The sequence below is a fragment of the Streptomyces sp. NPDC014894 genome, assembly GCF_043080985.1.
In the GTDB taxonomy this organism is placed as follows: Bacteria; Actinomycetota; Actinomycetes; order Streptomycetales; family Streptomycetaceae; genus Streptomyces.
The window spans coordinates 356,265-375,121 of sequence record NZ_JBIBWD010000002.1; the positions used below are offsets into that span (position 1 = coordinate 356,265).

At 72.4% G+C, this 18,857-nt stretch carries 16 protein-coding genes and 1 pseudogene; 6 read left to right on the top strand and 11 right to left on the bottom strand.

Translation table 11 applies throughout. The features are described 5' to 3' along the window. Positions 1–23: 23 nt before the first annotated feature. A complete protein-coding gene (locus ACF089_RS05575) occupies positions 24–683 on the bottom strand; it encodes a hypothetical protein (protein ID WP_392023373.1) in 660 nt (219 codons plus the stop codon). Between the two features lie 274 nt (positions 684–957). On the opposite strand from ACF089_RS05575, the gene ACF089_RS05580 reads away from it, so the two are divergent. The 3 genes from ACF089_RS05580 to ACF089_RS05590 all read left to right on the top strand — a co-directional run bounded on the left by ACF089_RS05580 (position 958) and on the right by ACF089_RS05590 (position 6,588). Beyond that, positions 958–3,942 (top strand): NACHT domain-containing protein, encoded by a 2,985-nt coding sequence (locus tag ACF089_RS05580; protein ID WP_392022240.1) that lies wholly within the window; start codon positions 958–960, stop codon positions 3,940–3,942. Between the two features lie 160 nt (positions 3,943–4,102). Further along, on the top strand, positions 4,103–4,444 hold the full coding sequence (locus tag ACF089_RS05585; protein WP_392023376.1) for a hypothetical protein: 342 nt from the start codon (positions 4,103–4,105) through the stop codon (positions 4,442–4,444). Between the two features lie 38 nt (positions 4,445–4,482). Next, on the top strand, positions 4,483–6,588 hold the full coding sequence (locus ACF089_RS05590) for a transporter substrate-binding domain-containing protein (RefSeq protein WP_392023377.1): 2,106 nt from the start codon (positions 4,483–4,485) through the stop codon (positions 6,586–6,588). A 107-nt stretch (positions 6,589–6,695) separates the two neighbouring features. Here the strand turns inward: ACF089_RS05590 and ACF089_RS05595 are convergent, their stop codons facing one another. From ACF089_RS05595 to ACF089_RS05630, 8 genes are all read right to left on the bottom strand, one after another. Continuing rightward, a complete protein-coding gene (locus tag ACF089_RS05595) occupies positions 6,696–7,112 on the bottom strand; it encodes a YciI family protein (protein WP_392022241.1) in 417 nt (138 codons plus the stop codon). Positions 7,113–7,466: 354 nt separating this feature from the next. Beyond that, positions 7,467–8,537, bottom strand: a complete 1,071-nt coding sequence (locus tag ACF089_RS05600) for an LLM class flavin-dependent oxidoreductase (RefSeq protein ID WP_392022243.1) — start codon at positions 8,535–8,537, stop codon at positions 7,467–7,469. A gap of 3 nt (positions 8,538–8,540) precedes the next feature. Further along, positions 8,541–9,407, bottom strand: coding sequence for an ABC transporter substrate-binding protein (locus ACF089_RS05605; protein WP_392022246.1), 867 nt, complete (start codon positions 9,405–9,407; stop codon positions 8,541–8,543). Then, positions 9,404–10,201 carry an ABC transporter ATP-binding protein gene (locus ACF089_RS05610; RefSeq protein ID WP_392022250.1) on the bottom strand — a complete coding sequence of 266 codons (798 nt, stop codon included), beginning with the start codon at positions 10,199–10,201 and terminating at the stop codon, positions 9,404–9,406. The genes ACF089_RS05605 and ACF089_RS05610 overlap by 4 nt, the downstream gene beginning before the upstream one ends. Next, positions 10,198–11,028, bottom strand: coding sequence for an ABC transporter permease (locus tag ACF089_RS05615; protein ID WP_392022253.1), 831 nt, complete (start codon positions 11,026–11,028; stop codon positions 10,198–10,200). Before ACF089_RS05615 ends, ACF089_RS05610 begins: the two co-directional genes overlap by 4 nt. Continuing rightward, entirely contained in the window at positions 11,025–12,038 is a 1,014-nt protein-coding gene (locus ACF089_RS05620; RefSeq protein ID WP_392022256.1) for an ABC transporter substrate-binding protein, read from the bottom strand. The genes ACF089_RS05615 and ACF089_RS05620 overlap by 4 nt, the downstream gene beginning before the upstream one ends. Next, positions 12,035–13,102, bottom strand: coding sequence for an ABC transporter substrate-binding protein (locus tag ACF089_RS05625; RefSeq protein ID WP_392022258.1), 1,068 nt, complete (start codon positions 13,100–13,102; stop codon positions 12,035–12,037). The genes ACF089_RS05620 and ACF089_RS05625 overlap by 4 nt, the downstream gene beginning before the upstream one ends. A 355-nt stretch (positions 13,103–13,457) precedes the next feature. Continuing rightward, positions 13,458–13,565 carry a putative leader peptide gene (locus ACF089_RS05630; RefSeq protein ID WP_392022261.1) on the bottom strand — a complete coding sequence of 36 codons (108 nt, stop codon included), beginning with the start codon at positions 13,563–13,565 and terminating at the stop codon, positions 13,458–13,460. A 322-nt stretch (positions 13,566–13,887) separates the two neighbouring features. Here ACF089_RS05630 and ACF089_RS05635 point away from each other — a divergent pair, with 322 nt between their 5' ends. After that, positions 13,888–14,691, top strand: a complete 804-nt coding sequence (locus ACF089_RS05635) for an IclR family transcriptional regulator (RefSeq protein ID WP_392023380.1) — start codon at positions 13,888–13,890, stop codon at positions 14,689–14,691. A 29-nt stretch (positions 14,692–14,720) separates the two neighbouring features. Here the strand turns inward: ACF089_RS05635 and ACF089_RS05640 are convergent, their stop codons facing one another. Further along, entirely contained in the window at positions 14,721–15,905 is a 1,185-nt protein-coding gene (locus ACF089_RS05640; protein WP_392022264.1) for an acyl-CoA dehydrogenase family protein, read from the bottom strand. A gap of 229 nt (positions 15,906–16,134) precedes the next feature. Next, a complete protein-coding gene (locus tag ACF089_RS05645) occupies positions 16,135–17,127 on the bottom strand; it encodes an arsenic resistance protein (protein WP_392022266.1) in 993 nt (330 codons plus the stop codon). A gap of 618 nt (positions 17,128–17,745) precedes the next feature. Here ACF089_RS05645 and ACF089_RS05650 point away from each other — a divergent pair. Both ACF089_RS05650 and ACF089_RS05655 read left to right on the top strand, forming a co-directional pair. Beyond that, positions 17,746–17,908: pseudogene (locus tag ACF089_RS05650) on the top strand (response regulator); the annotation flags it as partial. Between the two features lie 176 nt (positions 17,909–18,084). Beyond that, entirely contained in the window at positions 18,085–18,840 is a 756-nt protein-coding gene (locus ACF089_RS05655; RefSeq protein WP_392023383.1) for a class I SAM-dependent methyltransferase, read from the top strand. Positions 18,841–18,857 lie beyond the last annotated feature (17 nt).

An 18,857-nucleotide genomic window follows, 5' to 3' on the forward strand; every position in this document is an offset into this window, starting at 1 on the left:
GGGAATCCGCTCGGTGCCCGTGCTCAGGAACCACCGGGCCTTTCACCGGTCGCCGGGCAAACCGGGCTCCGGCCGGCAAGAGGGTTTCCGATGTTGAGATCTTCGCTGAGCTTCGCGATCAGAGCAGGGGCCAGTGCGGGGGCGTGTCGGGCAGTCCATTGTTCGGCCAGGGAGAGAAAGCCGTTGAGCTTGGCGTGCACGGTTCGCAGAAGGTCCGGCAGCTCCGCCACGGGAAACTCGATGGCGGGGGGCGCTGCCGGTGAGTCCGTGTCCGGGCGGAGCCTGACGACCGTTCCCCGGTGTTCGACGCGAGCGGCGGCGCCGTGGCCGAGCCAGATCTCTTCGCCGTGCGTGAGGTCGAGCCAGTCGCGCCAGTTCTCCAAACCGAAGCAGCACCCCGGAGCGATCACGGCGCCCGTCGCGGTGTCCTGCACGAGAATGCCGCCCGGCGCGATGACGAGATCGACGTCCAGCAGACTCTGGAGTCGTCGGACGCCGGCCCCGGCGTCCGACGCCGGGTCGTCGGAGTCGTCGTGGCCGTAGCCGGCCAGCACGGCCATCGCTGTTCCGACTTCCCGCGGTGACATCCGGTCGGAGAGAACCAACAGCCGGTCCGCGGCCGGGGCAGCGGTGGGCCACAGAGCGAAGTCGGCGGCATCGTAGGTCTCCACGACGGCATCCATGATCAGCACGGCTCCATTGTCGCCGTCCGCCGACTCGGGCGACTCCTCACCCCGGCCACCGGCAGGCGTGCACCGGCCGGCGCGCCGGATGCCGACCACAGAGGCCGTCAGCGAGGCGCGCGCGGGCAGCTCGTCGCGGCGCCCTGCGGCTGTGGCCCCAGGCGGACGGGAACGCCCAGGCGTCTCCTCGTTCGAACAGTGCCCCCGCGCCACGCCGCTGTGCCAGAGTGCGTCAGGCGGCGGTCGCGACCGCCGCGCGATCACGGGGGGCATTGTGGGGGTACGCGGACTGCTGTCGTTCTCGGACGCGCTGGCGCTGCTCGGCAGCGATCCGCCCGCTGTCGCCGCGCTGGACCGGGCGCTCGGCGGGATGCTGAACGTCGCGACGGGCGGGGCCGGCGACGGGATCGTACGGATCGCCGACGCCCAGGGCAGTGTGCTGGCGCTCTGCCGTGGTGCCGTACTCGGCATCGGACGGCGCCTGGGCCGCGCTGACGGCCGTGCCGAGCGCACCGAGCTGCTGCACGCCGCCCACACGGTGATCGTCGTTCTCGCCTGGTTCCAGGCGCTGGAAGAACAGCCTCTGCCCGTCCGGCCGGCGGACCTGCAGCTCACCCGCCGCGAACAGCTCGCCCTCACGGGCGTCCCGAACGCGACGGACCACGGCGCCGCGTTCGCCCGCGCGCTCGCCGCCGTCGACGCGCCGAGCCCCGCGCCCCACCGGCCCTTCGAAGCGGTCACGGACCAGCTGCGGCAGTGGTACGAGGGCCTCTCGGCGAGGTTCCTCGACTTCGCCGAGGGAGTCCGGGTGTGGAGCGCGCAGACGGAAACCGCCCGCGGCCAGGCCCGACGTACGATCCGCACCGAACTGCCCCGCGAGGCGATCCGCCACTACGAGTCCCTGTACGCCCGGCTCGCCCAGGAAGCGCCGGAGTTCGGGTTCTGGGCCACCCAGATCGAGCACCGGGCCACCCGAACCGAGGTGCGCCGCTCCCTCGGGGGCGTCACCGAGCTGCTCGCCGGCCTGGCCCGCACGGCGCGTCCCCCCACCGACGTCGCCGAGGCCCTGGCCCGCTCGTCCGAGGCCGTGCTGACCCGGCCCGTCCTGGACGCCTCGTCCGGCCCGGAGGGCATACGCGTACCGGCGCTGCGGGAGATGTACCTCGACCCGGACTTCCGGGTGCGCGAAGTGACCGGCGCCGGCGGGCCGGCCACCGAGTCGTGGTGGCAGGACGCCCCGGTACGCCGGGATCTCACCGTCTACCTCGCCGGAGCGCTGACGTCCGCCGAAGCGGCCGGCGCACCCCTCCTCGTGCTGGGGCAGCCGGGCGCGGGGAAGTCCGTCCTGACCCGGGTCCTCGCCGCCCGGCTGCCCTCCGCCGGCTTCATGCCCGTCCGCGTCCCGCTGCGGGACGTCAGCACCGAGGACGACCTCCAGAGCCAGATCGAGCAGGCGGTGCGCACCGCGACGGGGGAGCGGCCGTCCTGGCCGGAGCTGGTCCGCTCGGCCGGCGGCGCCGTGCCCGTCCTGCTCCTCGACGGGTTCGACGAACTGCTGCAGACCACCGGAGTGCACCACAGCGACTTCCTCGTCCGCGTCGCCCGGTTCCAGCGACGCGAGGCAGAACAGGGACGATCCATCCGCGCCCTGGTCACCAGCCGCATCGCCGTCGCCGACCGGGCCCGCTACCCCGACGGCCTCGTCGCGCTGCGCCTGGAGCCCTTCCGTCCGCAGCAGATCCGCCGCTGGCTCGACCTGTGGAACGAGGCCAACGCCGACTGCTTGGCCGCCCGCGAGCTACGGCCGCTGACCTGGAGGTCTGTGGAGCGCCACCGGGCGCTCGCCGCACAGCCGCTGCTGCTGACGATGCTGGCGCTGTACGACGCCGCCGACAACGCTCTGGACCGTGGGGGCGACGATCCCCTCGACGAGACCGAGCTGTACGAGGAACTGCTCACCTCCTTCGCCCGCCGCGAGATCGACAAGGCCGGCCCCTCGTCCGCCGCTCTGCCGGACGACGAGGGCCGGGCCCGGGCCGAACGGGAACTGCAACGCCTTTCCCTGGTCGCCTTCGCGCTCCACAACCGCCGGCGCCAGTGGGTGTCCGCCGCCGAGCTCGACGAGGACCTCACGGCACTGCTGGGCCGGGCCTCGGCCGAGACCTCGGGATTCCGTACCCCGATCGGCCCCGCGGAGGTGGCGCTCGGGCGCTTCTTCTTCGTCCAGCGTGCGCAGTCCGTACGGGACGGCCGGGTGCTGGCCACCTACGAGTTCCTGCACGCCACCTTCGGCGAGTACCTGGTCGTCCGCCTGGCCCTGCACGTCCTCACCGGCCTCCTGACGCGCCGTCCGTCCCTGTCCGACGCCCGGAGCAGCATCGACGACGACCTCGCCTACACCCTGCTCTCGTACGCGCCGCTGTCCTCCCGGCAGATGCTGCGGTTCGCCGGTGCGATGGCGCGTGCCATTCCGGCGGCCGAGCGCGACCGGCTGGCGCGCCTCCTCATCGATGTGCTGGAGCAGCACGGGCAGCGCACGGGAGAGCCCCACCCCGCCTATCGGCCCACCCGCACTCCCTCCTCCCCGGGGCTGCGGACATCGGCCCGCCACGGTGTCTACGGCGCCAATCTGGTCCTGATGATCCTGCTCCTGCGGGGCCGTGTGACCACGGGCGCGCTGTTTCCGCTCTGGAACGACCACGGCAGCGCCTGGCACCGCCACGTCCTGCTGTGGCGCTCCGCGTTCGACGAGGAGCAGTGGACCGACTTCGCCCTGTCCCTCTCGGTCCGGCGCACCTGGACCGAGCAGGGCCGGGACCTGGAGATATCCCTGCGCTCCGGTGCTCCGGAACCGCCTGATCCGATGGACATGAACTGGCTGTACGGCCACCCGCGAGGCAACGGCGGCCCGGGGTGGACACGAACGTACTGGGACGAGCTCCGCCACAAGCTGGACGTGTCCGGCGGCACGAACGACGGCGTCGTACGGCATGCCATGGACCCGGTCTTCGCATGGCTCGGACCGGCCGTCACCACCTTCCTCACCTCGCCGGGCGGGCCGGCCACCTCACTGGCGCACGATCTGCTGGAACTGCTCCTCGGCGCGGCCGATCTGCCGCCCGGCGAACGAGCCGTTCTCCGCACACGAGTGCTTCGCGGTCTCGACGACGTTCCCCCTGATCTGCGGGACCGCGTACGGCGTCTGCTCGCCCAGCACCCAGAACCGCCCACGGGGGCCGGCCGGACCAGCGACGCCTGAAGGACGGCGAACACCGGACCGTGGGAGGGCTGTTCGGGAGTTCGATCCGAGCGGTCTTGTGCGGCGTTTTCCACCGTGAGCGCGGTGAAGTGACGGAGAATGGGCGTGCATCCTCAGGAGGAGGGTGCACGGGGGACGGGGAGTCCGGGTGCGGTTAGAGGTGCGGGTCGAGACCGGGGAAGGGCTGCGGTCTCTGCAGGGCTGGTTGCGGTCGGATCCTGTGATGCGCGGGTCCGCCACGGTCGGAGTGCGGGGGAGCGTGCCGCGGCCGGGGGAGATGGGCACGGCGATAGACGTGCTGCAGCTGGTGACGGGGAACGGATGGAGCGCGGCGTCGTTCGTGCTGGCCCTGGTCGCGTGGCGGCGGACCCGGCCGCAGCGGCCGCGGCTGGAGATTCGCCGCGGGGACACGGTCTTCGTCCTCACCGGCGGTTCCGACGAGGAGGTCGAGCGGGTGATTCGGGCTCTCGACGCCGATCGTGACGGGGACGGCGGACAGTGAGCGTCCTGCCCGACCCGGCGGCGTCGCGGGCGGTCCTGGTGGGGACGAGCCGGTACCAGAATCTGGAGCAGCTGCCGGCCGTCTCGAACAATCTGCGAGCCCTCGCCGGACTCCTGACAGGTCCACTGTCCCTGAGACTGCCGACGCGGCACGTGACCGTCGTCGAGAACTCGGCCGCCGAGCGCACCGTGGTGGGAGCGGTGAGACAGGCTGCCGTCGAGGCCACCGACACGCTGGTCGTCTACTTCGCCGGGCACGGGCTGATCGACCCGCACGGCATGCTCAGCCTGGCCCTGCCGCACACCGAATTCGGCCGCGTCGAGACCGGTCTGCCCTACGACTGGCTGCGCCAGGTCCTTCTTCAGGACTCCCGCGCCGAGCGGCATGTCGTGATCCTCGACTGCTGCTACAGCGGCCTGGCCCTGGGACGGATGAGCGCGTCGCCCGACCTCGCCGACGAGGCCGCCGTGGAGGGCAGCTTCCTTCTCGCGGCCACCGCCGAGACCCGCACCGCCCTGGCGCCGGTCGGGGACCCCTACACCGCCTTCACCGGCGCGCTGATCGACACGCTGCGCCACGGCATCCCCGGCGGCCCCGCCCTGCTGGATCTGGGCACCGTCTACCGGCATCTGCGTCTGACGCTGGCGGCCCGGGGGCATCCCGTTCCGCAGGCGAGGGACCGGAACAGCGGCGCTCGGGTGGCGCTCGGGCGCAACAACGCGATCCCTCCCGCTTCGCGGGCCGCGGCCGCGCACGGAGCGGAGGCCGCCTGGCGGTCACGGCCCGATCCGTCGCCGGTCCGCGCCGCGCCGGTCCCGGTGCCGGCGCCCTGGACAGAGCCGTGGGAGTACGAGCACTCCCTCGACCCCGGCGATGCCCAGCGTGACTCTCGTCGTACCCGAATGGGCGCCGGCGGCGAGCGGGTCGGCGTCCCCGGCCGGCCCGCCCCCGCTCCGGCCACCGACGGTACGGACCCTGTCGCCCCCGGCGGTGACACGGTCCGCCGCGCGTTCCCCGGCACTCCGGACGACCACTCCGGCACCGCCGCGACGTCCCAGAACGCCGGCCCGCCCGGCCGGGACGCCGCGCGCCGGGCGGGCGGGAGCGGGGCGCGGTCCGCCAGGATCGGCCGCGGCCCGCGCGTCGCGCTGATCGGCACCGCTTGTCTCGCTCTCCTCGCCGGCGGGGGACTGGTCGTCTGGAACCACCTCCACGAGACGCGGAAACAGCCCTCGGGTGCGCCCGGCGCCTCCGCCCCCAGCCCCTCGTTCTCGGTTTCCGCCAGGGAGAGCGCTCTGGGCGCGTTGAACGATGCGAAGAAGGGCAAGGGGGTGCTCGTGATCGGAGTCAAGGACGATCAGCCCGGGATGAGCGTGAACCAGGGGAAAGGCCGGCCGAAGCCGGATTGGGTCGGCGCCGAAATCGAGTACGCGAAACTCATCACCAGGCGTATGAAGATCCCCGAGAAGAACATTGAATTCTATGCGCTGGGGACCGGCAGTCGCGAGGAAGCCCTGGAGAAGGGCTTCGTGCACATGATTGTGGGAACGTATGGGATCAATCCGGAGCGACTTGACAGGGTGGACTTCGTCGGGCCTTACTACCAGACCAGCCAGAAGGTCATGCTGCGAAAAGGCGAAGGAGACAATGAGGCGTACTTCAGGGATGGCAGCGGGGTGCAGAAATCGGCGAAGGTGACGTCGATTGCCGACTTGCGGTCGGAGAACCCCGAAATCCCTCTCTGTACGGCTGAAAAATCAACCTCGGTGGAGCGGCTCAAAAAGCTGGGGTTCACGAATGTGTCCTCCCGAACCGACTACAGTAACTGCATGAGGGGCTTGCGGGAGTCGTACGGGAATGGCAAGTACAAGTACGACGGAGTCGTTACTGACGAACCCATTTTGGCGGGTCTGAAAAAGGACAGCGACCAAAGCGGGGGAGGGGCGGAACTCATGATCACCCGTGATGGCTTCGGTACGGAGCGATACGGAATCGGGCTGCCGAAGGGGAATCCCACCCTGAAGCGTCAGGTGTGCGAGGCGATGAGGACCGTCAAGGTGCGGGAAATCTACCGGGAAGAAGTGACGGGAGCGCCGCTTCAGGCGATTCCCGATCCGCCCGAGTGCACCGCACCCAAAGCCTGAGCCCTCGCTCGCGGCATTCTCGTCCGGCCGCCCGGGACGCGTACCGGGCCCGGCCCTCATCGGCGGGCCGGTACGCGGTCCGGCAGATTCGGCAGGTCCGGCGGCTGTCAGGCGGGGCCGCCGTCCGCGTCCTGGAGGGGGCGGATGACGACGGGGTACTGGGCGGCGCCCTCGGGGGCGGGGCAGCTCGCGACGCGGGCCGCGATCTCGGTGACCCGCTCCAGGCTCTCGCAGTCGAGCACCCAATAGCCGGCGAGGACCTCCTTGGTCTCTCCGTACGGGCCGTCGGTGATCAGCGGGCGGCCGTCGGGCCCGGCCGAGACGGTCCGCGCACGAGCGGGCTCGGTGAGCCCCTGACCGTCGACCAGCTCGCCGGACTCCACGAGGTCGGCGTTGACGGCGCCCATGAACGCGAACATCGCCTGAAGGTCCTGCTCGCTCCAGGCGGGGCTGTGCGCGGACGGCTTGCCCCCCATGGCCTCGTAGTCGGCCTGCGTGCCCTGGATCATCACCAGATACTTCATGACGTCGCTCCTCGCGGGTGGGACGGCCGCCCCTGGTGAGCGGCTCTCACAGGGGACGTCGGAGCCGTCCACGGCTTCTCGACACGGACTCGGCGCTTCTTCGAAAATCTTCAGAAGTCCTCCGGGAACGATTGTGCCGTGTCTCCGCGCAGTGATCGTCTGAACCGCCGGTCCGGATGCCCGAACCTGGTCCGGACGCCTGAACCCGGCCCGGATGCCCGAACCCGGCCCGGCGGACTCCGGCGCCCGCGCCGGACGCGGGGCCGGAGTCCCGTGCCGCCCGAAGACACGCCGGGCCCGCAGGCACGCCGGGCCCGGGGCGTGTCGGGCCCGGTCGTGGCCCCGAGGCCGCCGCTATCGCCGGGAGCCCAGTGCCGGGAGAACGGTCTCCGCCACCCGGTAGGCCTCCTCCAGCAGGGGATTGCCCGACAGGATGAACGTGTCGACGCCGAGGGACTCGTACTCCGCGAGCCGTTCCACGACCTGCGCGGTGGAGCCCACGACCGCCGTGCCGGGGCCGGGACGGAACAGGCTCATGCCCGGCCAGATGTTGCGGTGCTCCTCCAGATCGCGGGCGCGTGCCGGGACCCGGCCGCCGTGCCGGAACTGGCGCTGCCAGCCGACCCCGTCCTCGGCGGCCTTCACCCCGAGCTGCCGGGCGTAGGTCGCCTCGCTGGTGACCTCCAGCAGACGGTCGGCCGCGGCCCACGCCGCGTCCTCGGTGTCCCGGACGATCAGATGGACCCGCAGGCCGATCCGCAGCGTCCGCCCGTACGCGGCGGCCCGTTCGCGTACCCGGTCGAGTTTCTCCTTCAGCAGATGCGGCGGCTCGGCCCAGGTGAGATAGACGTCCACATGCTCGGCGGCCATCTCGATCCCCGCGAGGGAGGAGCCGCCGAACCACAGGGGGATGTGCGGTTCCTGCACGGGGGTCAGCTCACGCAGTCCCGCGCCCGCGTCCCGCAGGTCGTAGAAGCGGCCCTTGTGGTCGAACACCTCGCCGGCGGTCAGCCGCTTCACGATCGACCAGTACTCGGCGCTCAGCGCGTACCGCTCGTCGTGCTCGATGTGCAGGCCGTACTCCCGCAGGGACGCGGTGGAGCCGTTGACGACATTGAACCGCAGCCGCCCGCCGAACAGGGTGTCGAACGTCAGCGCCATCTTCGCGAGGAGGGTCGGCGCGATCAGTCCGGGGTGGACGGCCAGCAGCGGTTTGAAGCCGGGCCCGGTCGACGCGGCGAGGGCGCTGCCCAGCGGCCACACGTCGTGCAGATCCGTGGCCAGCAGCGCGCCGCTGTACCCGAGCCGGTCCACGGTCCCCGCGAGCTGCTGGAGATAGCCCAGGTCGACGGGCCGGCGGCCCTCGGGCTCCCAGGGATAGGCGCCTTCGCGGGGGATGATGTACCAGAGGAATTCCGAGGCCATCGATCAGCCCGCCGTACGCGCGACGGCGTGTGCGGCCGTGACCGCGCGGGGCAGGAATCCCGCGCGGTGCAGAAGGTTGGCGGCCTCCTGCTGCTCCGCGAGGAACGCCTCGGTGACCGGCTCGACGCGCCAGGGCAGCGCCGCGAGGGCGGTCTCCCAGTCCTCGGCCGCGCCCCCGAGGTCGCCCGCGGCGATCCGGGCCGCCTCGGGGAGATGCGCGGCGGCCCAGTCGTCGGCCTGCTGGAGGGCGGTGACGAGCGCGGCGACGATCTCGGGACGCCGCTCGGCGAAGTCGCGGCGGGCGAAGAACACGGAGCGGTCCGCGATGACGTCGCCGGAGCGCAGCAGCACGCGGGCGGAACCGGTCCGCAGGGCGGCCGCGAGATCGGCGCCCTGGGCGATCCGGCCGGCGATCGCGCCGTCCGCGAGGAGCCGGGCGCTGTCCGGTCCGGCGGCCGCGGGGGTGATGTCGGCGCCGTAGGAGAGTCCGGCCGAGTGGAGCGCCTTGGCGAGCAGATGGGTCTGCCAGGACCCGATGCCGAGATGGACGGTGCCGCCCTTGAGGTCCGTGACGCCGTGGACCGGCCCGTCCGCCGCGACGAGCAGGGCGCCGTGGCCGGGGCGGGGCGCGGAGACGGCGGTGTAGACGATGTCGTGGCCGTCGGCCTGCGCGCTGATCGGCGGGGTGGAGCCGGTGCCGCCGAAGTCGAACACCCCCTCGCTCAGCAGGGCGCCGGTGGTGACTCCGGAGGTGTAGTGGTGGAAGGCGACGGTCTCGCCGAGGGGCGCGAGGGCCCGCTGCGCGAGGTCGAGCCGGGAGAGATGGGTCAGGGTCGGATTGTTGGCGTGGACGCCGATGATGACGGTCATGACAGGGTCGCTCCAGTGGGTGCGGACGTAGGTGCGGGTGTGGGTGCGGGCGCGGGGGTTTCGAGTTCGGGGGACGCCGGGTCCCGGCGGACCTCCTGGCGCACACCGAGGTCGCCGAGGAGACGGCGGCGCAGCGCCGCGAAAGCGGGGTGCGCGGGATCGCGCGGATGGCCGACGCCGACCGGCGCATCGGTGACGAGACGTCCGTCGCGCAGCACCGCGACCCGGTCCGCGAGCCGTACGGCCTCGTCGACGTCATGGGTGACCAGCAGCACGGCGGGCCGGTGCCGGCGGCACAACTCGCCCACGAGATCCTGCATCCGCAGCCGGGTCAGCGCGTCGAGCGCGGCGAACGGCTCGTCCAACAGCAGCAGTTCGGGACGGCGCACCAGGGCGCGGGCGAGGGCGACCCGCTGCGCCTCGCCGCCGGAGAGGGTGCCGGGCCAGGCGTCGGCGTGCGCGTCGAGTCCCACCTCGCGCAGCGCCCGCAGCCCGGTCTCCCGGGTGGCGGGGCCGCGAGGCATGGCGACGACGGTGTTGGCGAGGACCTTCTTGGACGGGACGAGCCGGGGCTCCTGGAAGACGACGGTACGGACCTCGGGCACCAGGACCTCGCCGCCGTCGGAGCGGTCGAGCGCGCCGAGGATACGCAGCAGAGTGGTCTTGCCGCTGCCGCTGGCGCCCAGCAGGGCCACGAACTCCCCCCGCGCGATGGTCAGATCGAGCCCGTCGAGGACGGCCCGCTCGCCGAACACCCGGCGCAGCCCGCGGACCTGGACGGCGGTGTCGCTCATCGGACCGACCCCGCTCCGCGCCAGGGCATCAGGAGCCGTTCGAGGATCCGGACGACGCCGTCGGCGGTGAGCCCGAGCAGGGCGTACACGAGGATGCACACCGCGAGGACGTCGGTCCGGGCGTAGGCCTGGGCCTGGGACATCAGATAGCCGATGCCCGCGGTGGCGTTGATCTCCTCGGCGGCGACCAGCGCGATCACGCTCAGGGTCATGGACAGCCGCAGCCCGGACAGCAGCGACGGCAGCGCGCCCGGCAGCACGACCTCGCGGACGAGGGCGAGCCTGCCCATCCCGAAGGACCGCATCGCCTCCAGGAGTTTGGGGTCGGCTCCGCGTACCCCGCCGGCGGTGCTGACGTACATGGGGAACGTCGTCGCGAACGCGATCAACAGGATCTTCGCCGCCTCGGTGATCCCGAACCAGACCATGAACAGCGGGACCAGGGCGAGGAAGGGGATGGTGCGCATCGCCTGGAGGGAGGAGTCGAAGAGTTCGTCCCCGGATCTGCTGAAGCCGGTGACGACGCCGAGGACGACGCCCGCGACCAGTCCCAGCAGCAGTCCGGTGCCGGAGCGGGTGAGCGAGGCGGCGAGGGCGTCGGGTAGTTCGCCGCTGCCCCACAGCTCCCCGACCGCGCGGACGACGTCGGGCGGTCCGGCGAGGATGTCGGGGGTGAGCACTCCTGTGGCGGACGCGGTCCACCAGGCGCCGATCAGCAGAAGGGGGCCAAGCGCCCGTACGGTGAGGGAGAGCGCCCTCGGCCGGTCGCCGGGCAGATCGGGCCTCGGGGCGACGAGTCTCCCGGCCGGCCGGGTCGCGGTGCTCATCGCAGGGCCCCCGCGTCGAGGATGTGGGGCTTGATGTCGACCGGCTTCCTGAGCACCTTCTGATCGAGGTAGAAGCGGGCCACGGACTCGAAGCGCCTGATGTCGTCGGCCGCGATCGGCTCCACGGTCCCGCCCTCGCGCAGGATGCGCAGCTGAAGCTCCCGGGCCTCGCCGGTGACGGCGGTCGGACCCCGGTCGGTGAAGACGTTGACGTACTTCTCCGGGTCGGCCTTCTGCGCCGCGCTGCCGGCGCGGAGGTAGTCGTAGAGGGCCTTCACCACCCGGGGATGCCGCTCGGCGAATCCGGTGCGCACGGCGTGGAAGCTGTAGTTGTCCGAGCCGAGGGCGGCTCCGTCGGCGACGAAGCGGGAGTCGCCGCTGCCCAGCTCCGCGACGGAGTAGGCGGCCCAGGAGGCCCAGGCGTCCACCTGCCCGGTCTTGTAGACGGACGCGGTCTGGTCGGGACGCAGATAGACGCGCTCCACGTCGCCGGCCGGGACGCCGTGCCGGGCCAGCGCCTTGAGGAGGAGGTACTCGCCGGTGCCGCCCCGGTTGACGGCGACCTTGCGCCCGGCGAGGTCCTTGACGGTGTCGATCCCGGAGTCCTCGCGGACGAGGATGCCCTCCCCGGCACCGTCCGGGGCGACGGCGGCGAAGAGCTTGAAGCCGGGCTTCTGGGTGAGGGCGGTGACGCCGGAGGTGATGGACCCGGTGGCGATGTCCAGTTGCCCGGCGTTGAGGGCCTGGGCGGCGGGGGCGAACGGTCCGGCGCTGCCGGTCCACTCGACGCGGGCCCCGGCCTCGGCCAGCGCCTTGCCGAGGCTGCCGTCCTTCTTGCCGAGGGCGAGGACGCCCGAGTTCTTCGGGTCGGGGATGCGGACGACGACGGTGTCCTCGCCCCCCGCCGTGTTCCCCTCGGCGGAGCCGCAGGCGCTGAGCGGGAGAAGGAGGGCGGTGGCGGCGGCGAGCGCGGCGGCGGTGCGCGCGGCCCGGCGGGTCAGGGGATTCACTGGCGGTCCTCGGCGGGGTCGGTGGTGTCGCTGATGTCTGTGGGCTCTGTGGTGTCTGTGGTGTCTGTGGGTTCGGTGCGGGAAGGGCCGGCCGCCTGTCGGAGGGGTTCGTGGTCCGCCCACTCCCGTACGTCGACGGGGGCCGCGAGGAACCCGTGCGTCCGCAGGGCGTGTTCCTGCCGGGCGAGCAGGTCCAGGCGTTCGTCGGACAGGTCGATCCGCAGATCGCGGTGGCCGCGCGCCCGATAGGCGCCGGCCACGCCCGTGGCCCCCGCGCCGGTCTCCCGGCCGAGCACCCGGGCGAGGTCGTCGGGGTGCCGGGCGGCCCAGTCCGCCGCCCTGACGAGGACCGCGAGGAAGCGGGTGACCAGCTCGGGACGGTCCTCCAGCAGGCTCGCGCGGACGGTGATCGGACGGGGCGTGCCGTTGTTGACACGGGTGCGCCGGTCGGGGTGGTCGTCCAGCTCGACGGCGATCCGCGCGCCGTAGCGGGCGGCGGCCTCGACGGCGGTGGCCCCCTTCGCGTACACCGCGTCGACCGTCCCGGCGCGCAGGGCGTCCAGCTCCGCGGACCACTGGTCGGCGCGGGCGCCGGCGGGCACGTCGACGAGAACGCTGTCGTCGAGCGTCAGCCCGGCGGTGGACAGCGCGCCCTCGAAGCCGCGCAGCGCCATCGCCCGCCAGAAGTCGATCGGCAGCGGATGCCGGGGGACGGCGAGCCGCCGTCCCTTCAGATCCCCGGCCTCCTGGACGGCGGAGTCGGCCGCGACGAGCACCACCTGGCGTTCCTCGATCCAGGTGAGGCCGATGAGCCGGGTGGGCTCACCGCGCGACCGGGTCCACAGGGCGGGCACATTGCCGCCCTCGCGGAACAGGCCCTCCAGCGCGTGGGTGTAGTGGTGATCGCGGGCGGTGGCTGCGGACGCGTCCTGGAGGGAGGCGACGGCGATCCCGTCACGTGCGAACTCCTCGGCCAGCCAGCCGAGATCGGCGGCGATTCCGGTGGCGGTGGGCACGGGGCAGCGGGTGAACCACAGAGCGGCGGGCGGAGCGGAGTGCGTCATGGGCCCTTCTCGGCCGGAGAGTCGGAGGCGGTCGCCGCACGGATCGACGGAGGCGCGCGAGGCGGCGCGAAGTCGTACGCAGCAACGCAGAGCTGTACGAGGAAGCGCGGAGTCGTACGAAGAGGCGCAGGGTCGTACGAAGGAGTGCGAAGCCGTGCGGAGTCGTGCGGTGACCTGTGAGGTGCCGGGGGTACGCGGATACGGCGCGGCACGGGTGCCGGTGCCGGTGCCGAACGCCGGAATCGGCGGGTGTCGGCGGGCTGCCGCCCGGTCCGGTGGCTACGCCCGTGCGGGGCGGGTCACACGGTGGGACCGGCGGAGCGCGGCGGGCGCGGCGCGGGGCCGGCGGCCGGGGTCAGCGACAGCAGCAGCTGGCGACCCGGACCAGGTCGATGTGGCGGCGGCTGCTGAGGGCAGTCGTCACCGAGGGCGACAGGGCGGTGAAGGTCCGGCGGACGGCCACTGCGGTGCTCCTCTCGACAGGCGACGGGGTCGGTGCGCCGACTCTGCCACGGCCCTTGCCGCAGAGACAAGACGCTTCCCACATCGTGGTACATCCGGTCCCGTTCGCACGTCCCTCGGGCACCTCGCGGGGCTTCCGCGTCTGGCCTGTGGGGAGTTGACTCGGCGTCCGAGTCGGGGAAGGCTGCCACATCATGGGAAGCTCATCCGACGAAGCCCCGACCGTTCCACGTCCCGCCCGGCGTTCACGCGCCGCCGCGCCACCGGTGGAACCCGTGACCGCGCTTGTCCCCGGGCTCGGTCCCGACGGCGTTCCCGAACCCGTGCGTCCGGCCGCGACAGCCCCGGCCGCCCCGGCCGCGCCCACCGGATCGCAGGCCGTGAGCCGGGCCCTCGGCGTCCTGCACTGCTTCCGTGACAACGCATCCCCGCTGAGCGCCTCCGACATCGCGCGCCGCACCTCGCTGTCGGTCTCGACGGCCCACCGGCTGGCCCGCACCCTGGTGGCGGCCGGATTCCTCGAACAGGACGCCCACACCGCCCGCTACCGGCTCGGCCCCGCCGTCACCGAACTCGGCCAGCTCTCCTACCACCAGCGCGGACTGCACCTCACCGTCCCGGAACTCGCCGACCTCGCGGCGCGCACCGGGGCCACCGCCGATCTCGCCCTGCGGGACGGCGTCCACGCGCTGATCCTCGTCGGCGGTTCCGTACGCCACGACACCGGCATCGGACTGCGCCGGCCGCTGCACTCCACCGCGCTGGGCAAGGTCCTCCTCGCCTGGCCCGGCGGCGATCCGGACCCGGTCGGCGCGCTCCCCGCGCTGGACGCCTTCACGGACCGCACCATCGTCGACCCGAAGGCCCTGCGCGCCGAACTCGACCGGGTGCGCGAGCGCGGCCACGCCGTCAACGACGGCGAGTCGGCCCACGGCGTCCGCACCGTGGCGGTCCCGGTCTTCGACCGCGCCGACCGCGCCCGCTTCGCCCTCGCGCTGCGCGCGACCCCGGCCGTGCTCACGGACGAACGTCTGCCCTGGTTCGCCGACCGGGCCAGGGCCTGCGCCGCCGCGCTGGAGGTCCTGCTGCTGCCGCCGGCCGAGCGCCGCACCGCCGCGGGGCCGTGAGCCGGAAGAGCGTGCCGCTCGGGGCCCGCCTAGACGAAGGGCGTCCCGGGGGCGAGCCCCGACAGCACTCGGCCGTACAGTTCCAGATTGGTGGCGGGATTGACGTACGAGTGGATGCTCAGAGCGTTCAGATCCCGCACGATCCGCTGGATCGGCACCTCCCGGTGCAGCGACGAAGCGCCCGAAGCGGACCCGATCAGGTCGACGGCCTCCTTGCACAGCCGCGCCAGATATCCGCACTGCGCCCTGATCCGGGCCCGCTCCTGCGTCGTGTACGGCTGCGCGTCGGCCGCCTTGGACTCGATCGACGCCACCAGATCGGCGGCGAGCAGTTCCGCGGCGGAGACCTTCATCTCGGCCTCGGCGAACTGGAGGTGCGTCACCGGGGCCTCGTGCTGGCGCTCGTAGAAGGTGTACGTGATGCCCCGCCGGCGGATGTTCTCCCCGAAGCCCGTCAGCGCCGCCCGTCCCAGACCGAGGGCGCTCGCGGCCGTCCAGGCGCAGAACATCAGCAGCAACGGCATCCCGTAGAAGGGGTCGGCGCTGTTCCGCCGCGACGGAAACTCCCCCGCCAGCAGGGGCCCCACCGGCATGACGCGATGGGCGGGCACATGGACCTTCTCGGCCACGACGCTGTTGCTGCCGCTTCCGGCCAGGCCGGAGACCTCCCAGTCGTCCAGCACCTTGAGATCGGCCATGGGGATCGCCAGCCACAGCGTCTCCGGCGGGCCTTCCCCCGTATCGGCCAGCGCCGTCAGCAGATGCCAGTCGGCGTCCTGGCAGCCGGTCGCGAAGGGAGACTTCCCGCTCACCGTGTAACCGCCGTCCACCGGAACGGCTCGCGCGCCCGGGACGAGAGTGCCCCCGATCCGTACATCGGGGCCGGTGAAGATATCGTCCTGAGCCTCGTCGGGGAACAGGGCCGCGATGTACGAACCCCCCGCCTGGATCAACGCCACGTAACCGGCCGACCCGCACGCGGCGGAGATCTCGCTCAGCACATCGATCTGGGTCCGTAACGAGGTCTGGTACCCCCCGTAGTGCCGGGGGGCGTTCATCCGGTGGATCCCGGCGCGCGTGAGCGCCTCGAAGACCTCGCCCGTCAATCGCCGTCGCCGCTCCGCGTCCGGGGAGTGCGAGCGGATGAGCGGATGAAGCTCGCGTACCCGTTCGACGAGGTCGGTGTCCGAGTCAGGTGCTGAGGAACCGGCCAAGGGGCGACCTCCGGTCACGGGTCACGGGTTACGGGTCACGGGGAAACCCTCACCGTGACGCCGATCCCGGCGGCTGTCAATGCTCCCGCGCAGGGCCCGTTCGGCCGGGGCGGGCGAACTCCCTCGACGACTCCACGCTCCACCGGGAACCCCGACACGGCATCGCCGGCGGCTCCGCGAGCACGGTCCTGCCGATAGCGGCCCCGCCGGGGCCGGGCCGCGCTGCCGGTCACCGGGCCGCGGCGGTCCTGTCGGCCGGGATCAGCCGGGGGACGAGGCGGACATAGGCGACCATGCCGAGGACCTCGACCAGGGTCTGGGCGACCACCACGACCGAGGCGACGGCCAGGGAGTCGGGCAGGGCGAGCGCGAGGGGCAAAACGACCAGGGAGTTGCGGGTCGCGCCGGTGAAGACGATCGCCCGTCCGGCGGGGGCGCCGAGGCGGAAGAGACGGGCGACCGCCTTCCCAGCGAAGGCCATGACGACCAGGAACACCGCGTAGAACGGGATGACGGCGGCGACGTCGCCCAGGCTCCCGCCGAGCCTGGGGACCTGGGAGGCGACCACGACGAACAGGGTGGCGGCCATCAGCGGGACCATCGTGGTGGTCACGGCGTCCGCGACCCTGCGCCCGGCCGGCCTTCGCGCCGCCCACGCCTGGACGGTCCAGGCCAGCGCCAGCGGGAGGACGATGAGGAAGGCGAACGCCTCGACGAACGGTCCGACCTCGACGATGTCGGCCAGCTCCGAGCCCATGAACAGATACAGGAACCCCGGCAGCAGCAGCATCTGCGCGACCAGCAGCAGCGGGGTCGCGGCCAGCAGACGGCGGCTCGATCCGCCCGCCAGCCCCGAGAAGACGATCACGTAGTCCACGCACGGGCACAGCAGCACCAGCAGGACGCCGATCCGCACCGCCTGGTCGGCGGGCAGGAACGCGAACATCGCCGCGACCACCAGCGGCACGACCAGGAAGTTCACCGCCAGGGCGGCGGACAGGAACCGCCCGTCCCGCAGCGAACGCAGCAACTCGGCCGCCGGGACCTGGAGGAAGGTGACGAACAGCAGCGCGCCGAGGACCGGGTTGATCGCGTGCTCCAGCCCCGGCCCCGCGGCAGGCGCCGCCCGGCCCACCAGCGCGCCCGCCGCCATCGCGCCGAGATACACCGCGACCTGGTGCCGCTCCATCCGCTCGACCAGACCCGCCGGCTCCTGCGACACCGCGCACTCCCTGTTCCGAACCGGCCGCCCTCGCGGCGGCCGGTGTGTCCCTCCATCCTCACAGGCCCCCGGCGGCCGGCCGGGCTCCCAGGCCGCCATGGCCGGTGGGTGTCCGGGCCCGGTCGGCCGGATCGGTGGAGCAGCTGCTCGGCGCGCTGATCACTTCGCGTCGGGGTTGGGCGGTCCGTGCCGCCAGCGGTCCGTGCGCCGGGCGGTCCGTGCCGCCGGCGGTCCGTGCGCCGGGCGGTCCGTGCGGCCGGCGATCCGCGAGCCCGGCGGCCTGTGTGCCCGGCGATCCGCGAGCCCGGGTGATCGCCCCGCGTAGAGGACCCGTCAAGGACGCGCCAAAGGTCGTACGGGCGACGTCAAGGAGGCGCGGACGGGTCGGCACAGACGGTTTCCTCCCAGAGGTCTCTCCCGGGACCGGGGAACTCCGGCTCCACGGCGAGCGCGACAGGCGCCGGTGCTGCGTAAGGCGTAAGGCGGAAGGCGGAGGGCGGAGTGCCCGGCGGCCGGAGGCGTGCTCCGCGCCCGAGGCCCCGGCGCGACCCACTACAGCGGCCCCGCGCGAACAGAAAGGCGGTACAGCGGTGCCCAGGGTGCTGGTGGTGGACGCGCCTCCGCCGCTGGAGCCGGGCGCCGATCATCGTGGTCTCGGCCCGGCGGACCTCCGAGGAGAAGGTCGAGCCGCTGGACGCGGGTGCGGACGACTTCCTCACCAAGCCGTTCGGCATGGACGAGCTGGTGGCCCGGCTCCGGGCGGCGGCGCGCCGAACGGAGCGAGCTGCGCCCGCCGACGACGTCTGTCTGATCACGACCGGGGACTTCACCGAATCCACGTCGAACAGCAACACTCGCAGCACGAACCGTCCTTGCGGAAAACCCATGGTGCCCGGCTCGCTCCGCTGATGGACTGACGTCCTACCGTGAGTCTGCCGCGTGACGGAGGTAGTGGTCGTGACAGGCTATGACGTACTAGCCGAGGTGTACGAATGGCTCATCTCGGATGCGAAGCTGCCTCCGGCCGAGTTCGCCGCGTCGTTCGACGACGTCCTCGATCTCCTGCCGTCGAACGCTCACGTCCTCGACTGTTCGTGCGGAACCGGACAGCTGGCGGTCGGCCTTGCCGGTCGTGGGATGCAGGTTGTCGCGACTGACGCCAGCGAGGCGATGGTTCGTCGGACCGCAGAGCTGTCCGAGGAGTTCGGGACATCCGTCCGGGCCGTACGGGCGAACTGGGAAGAGTTGCCCGACCATTTCCGGGACAACACGTTCGACATGGTGTTCTGCGTCGGCAACTCGCTTCACCATGCCGCGGGCGCGACAGGCAGGGGTGCTGCCCTGGATTCGATGTCACGGCTTCTGCGCCCCGGCGGCCGCCTGGTACTCACATCCCGCACGTGGGAACTCGTGAGGGCCAGAGGTTCCCGGCTGGAGATCAGCGACCGACTCGTCCGCCGGAACGGTCGCGATGCCGTCGTGGTCTACCGCTGGGAGATCGCGCCGCATTGGGAGGAGGAGCACCACATCGAGATCGCGATCGCGCAAGTTGATGCGACCGGCTTGGTTCTCGTCCGCTCGGAACTGCTGTCCTGCTGGCCCTACCGGTACGAGGAACTCGAAGTCGAGCTGCACCGGGTCGGACTCCAAACGGAACTGAGCACGTTCGATCCTGAGGCCGAGAACTACATGGTGGTCGCGAGCAAGGTATAAGCACCGGACTCTCAGTC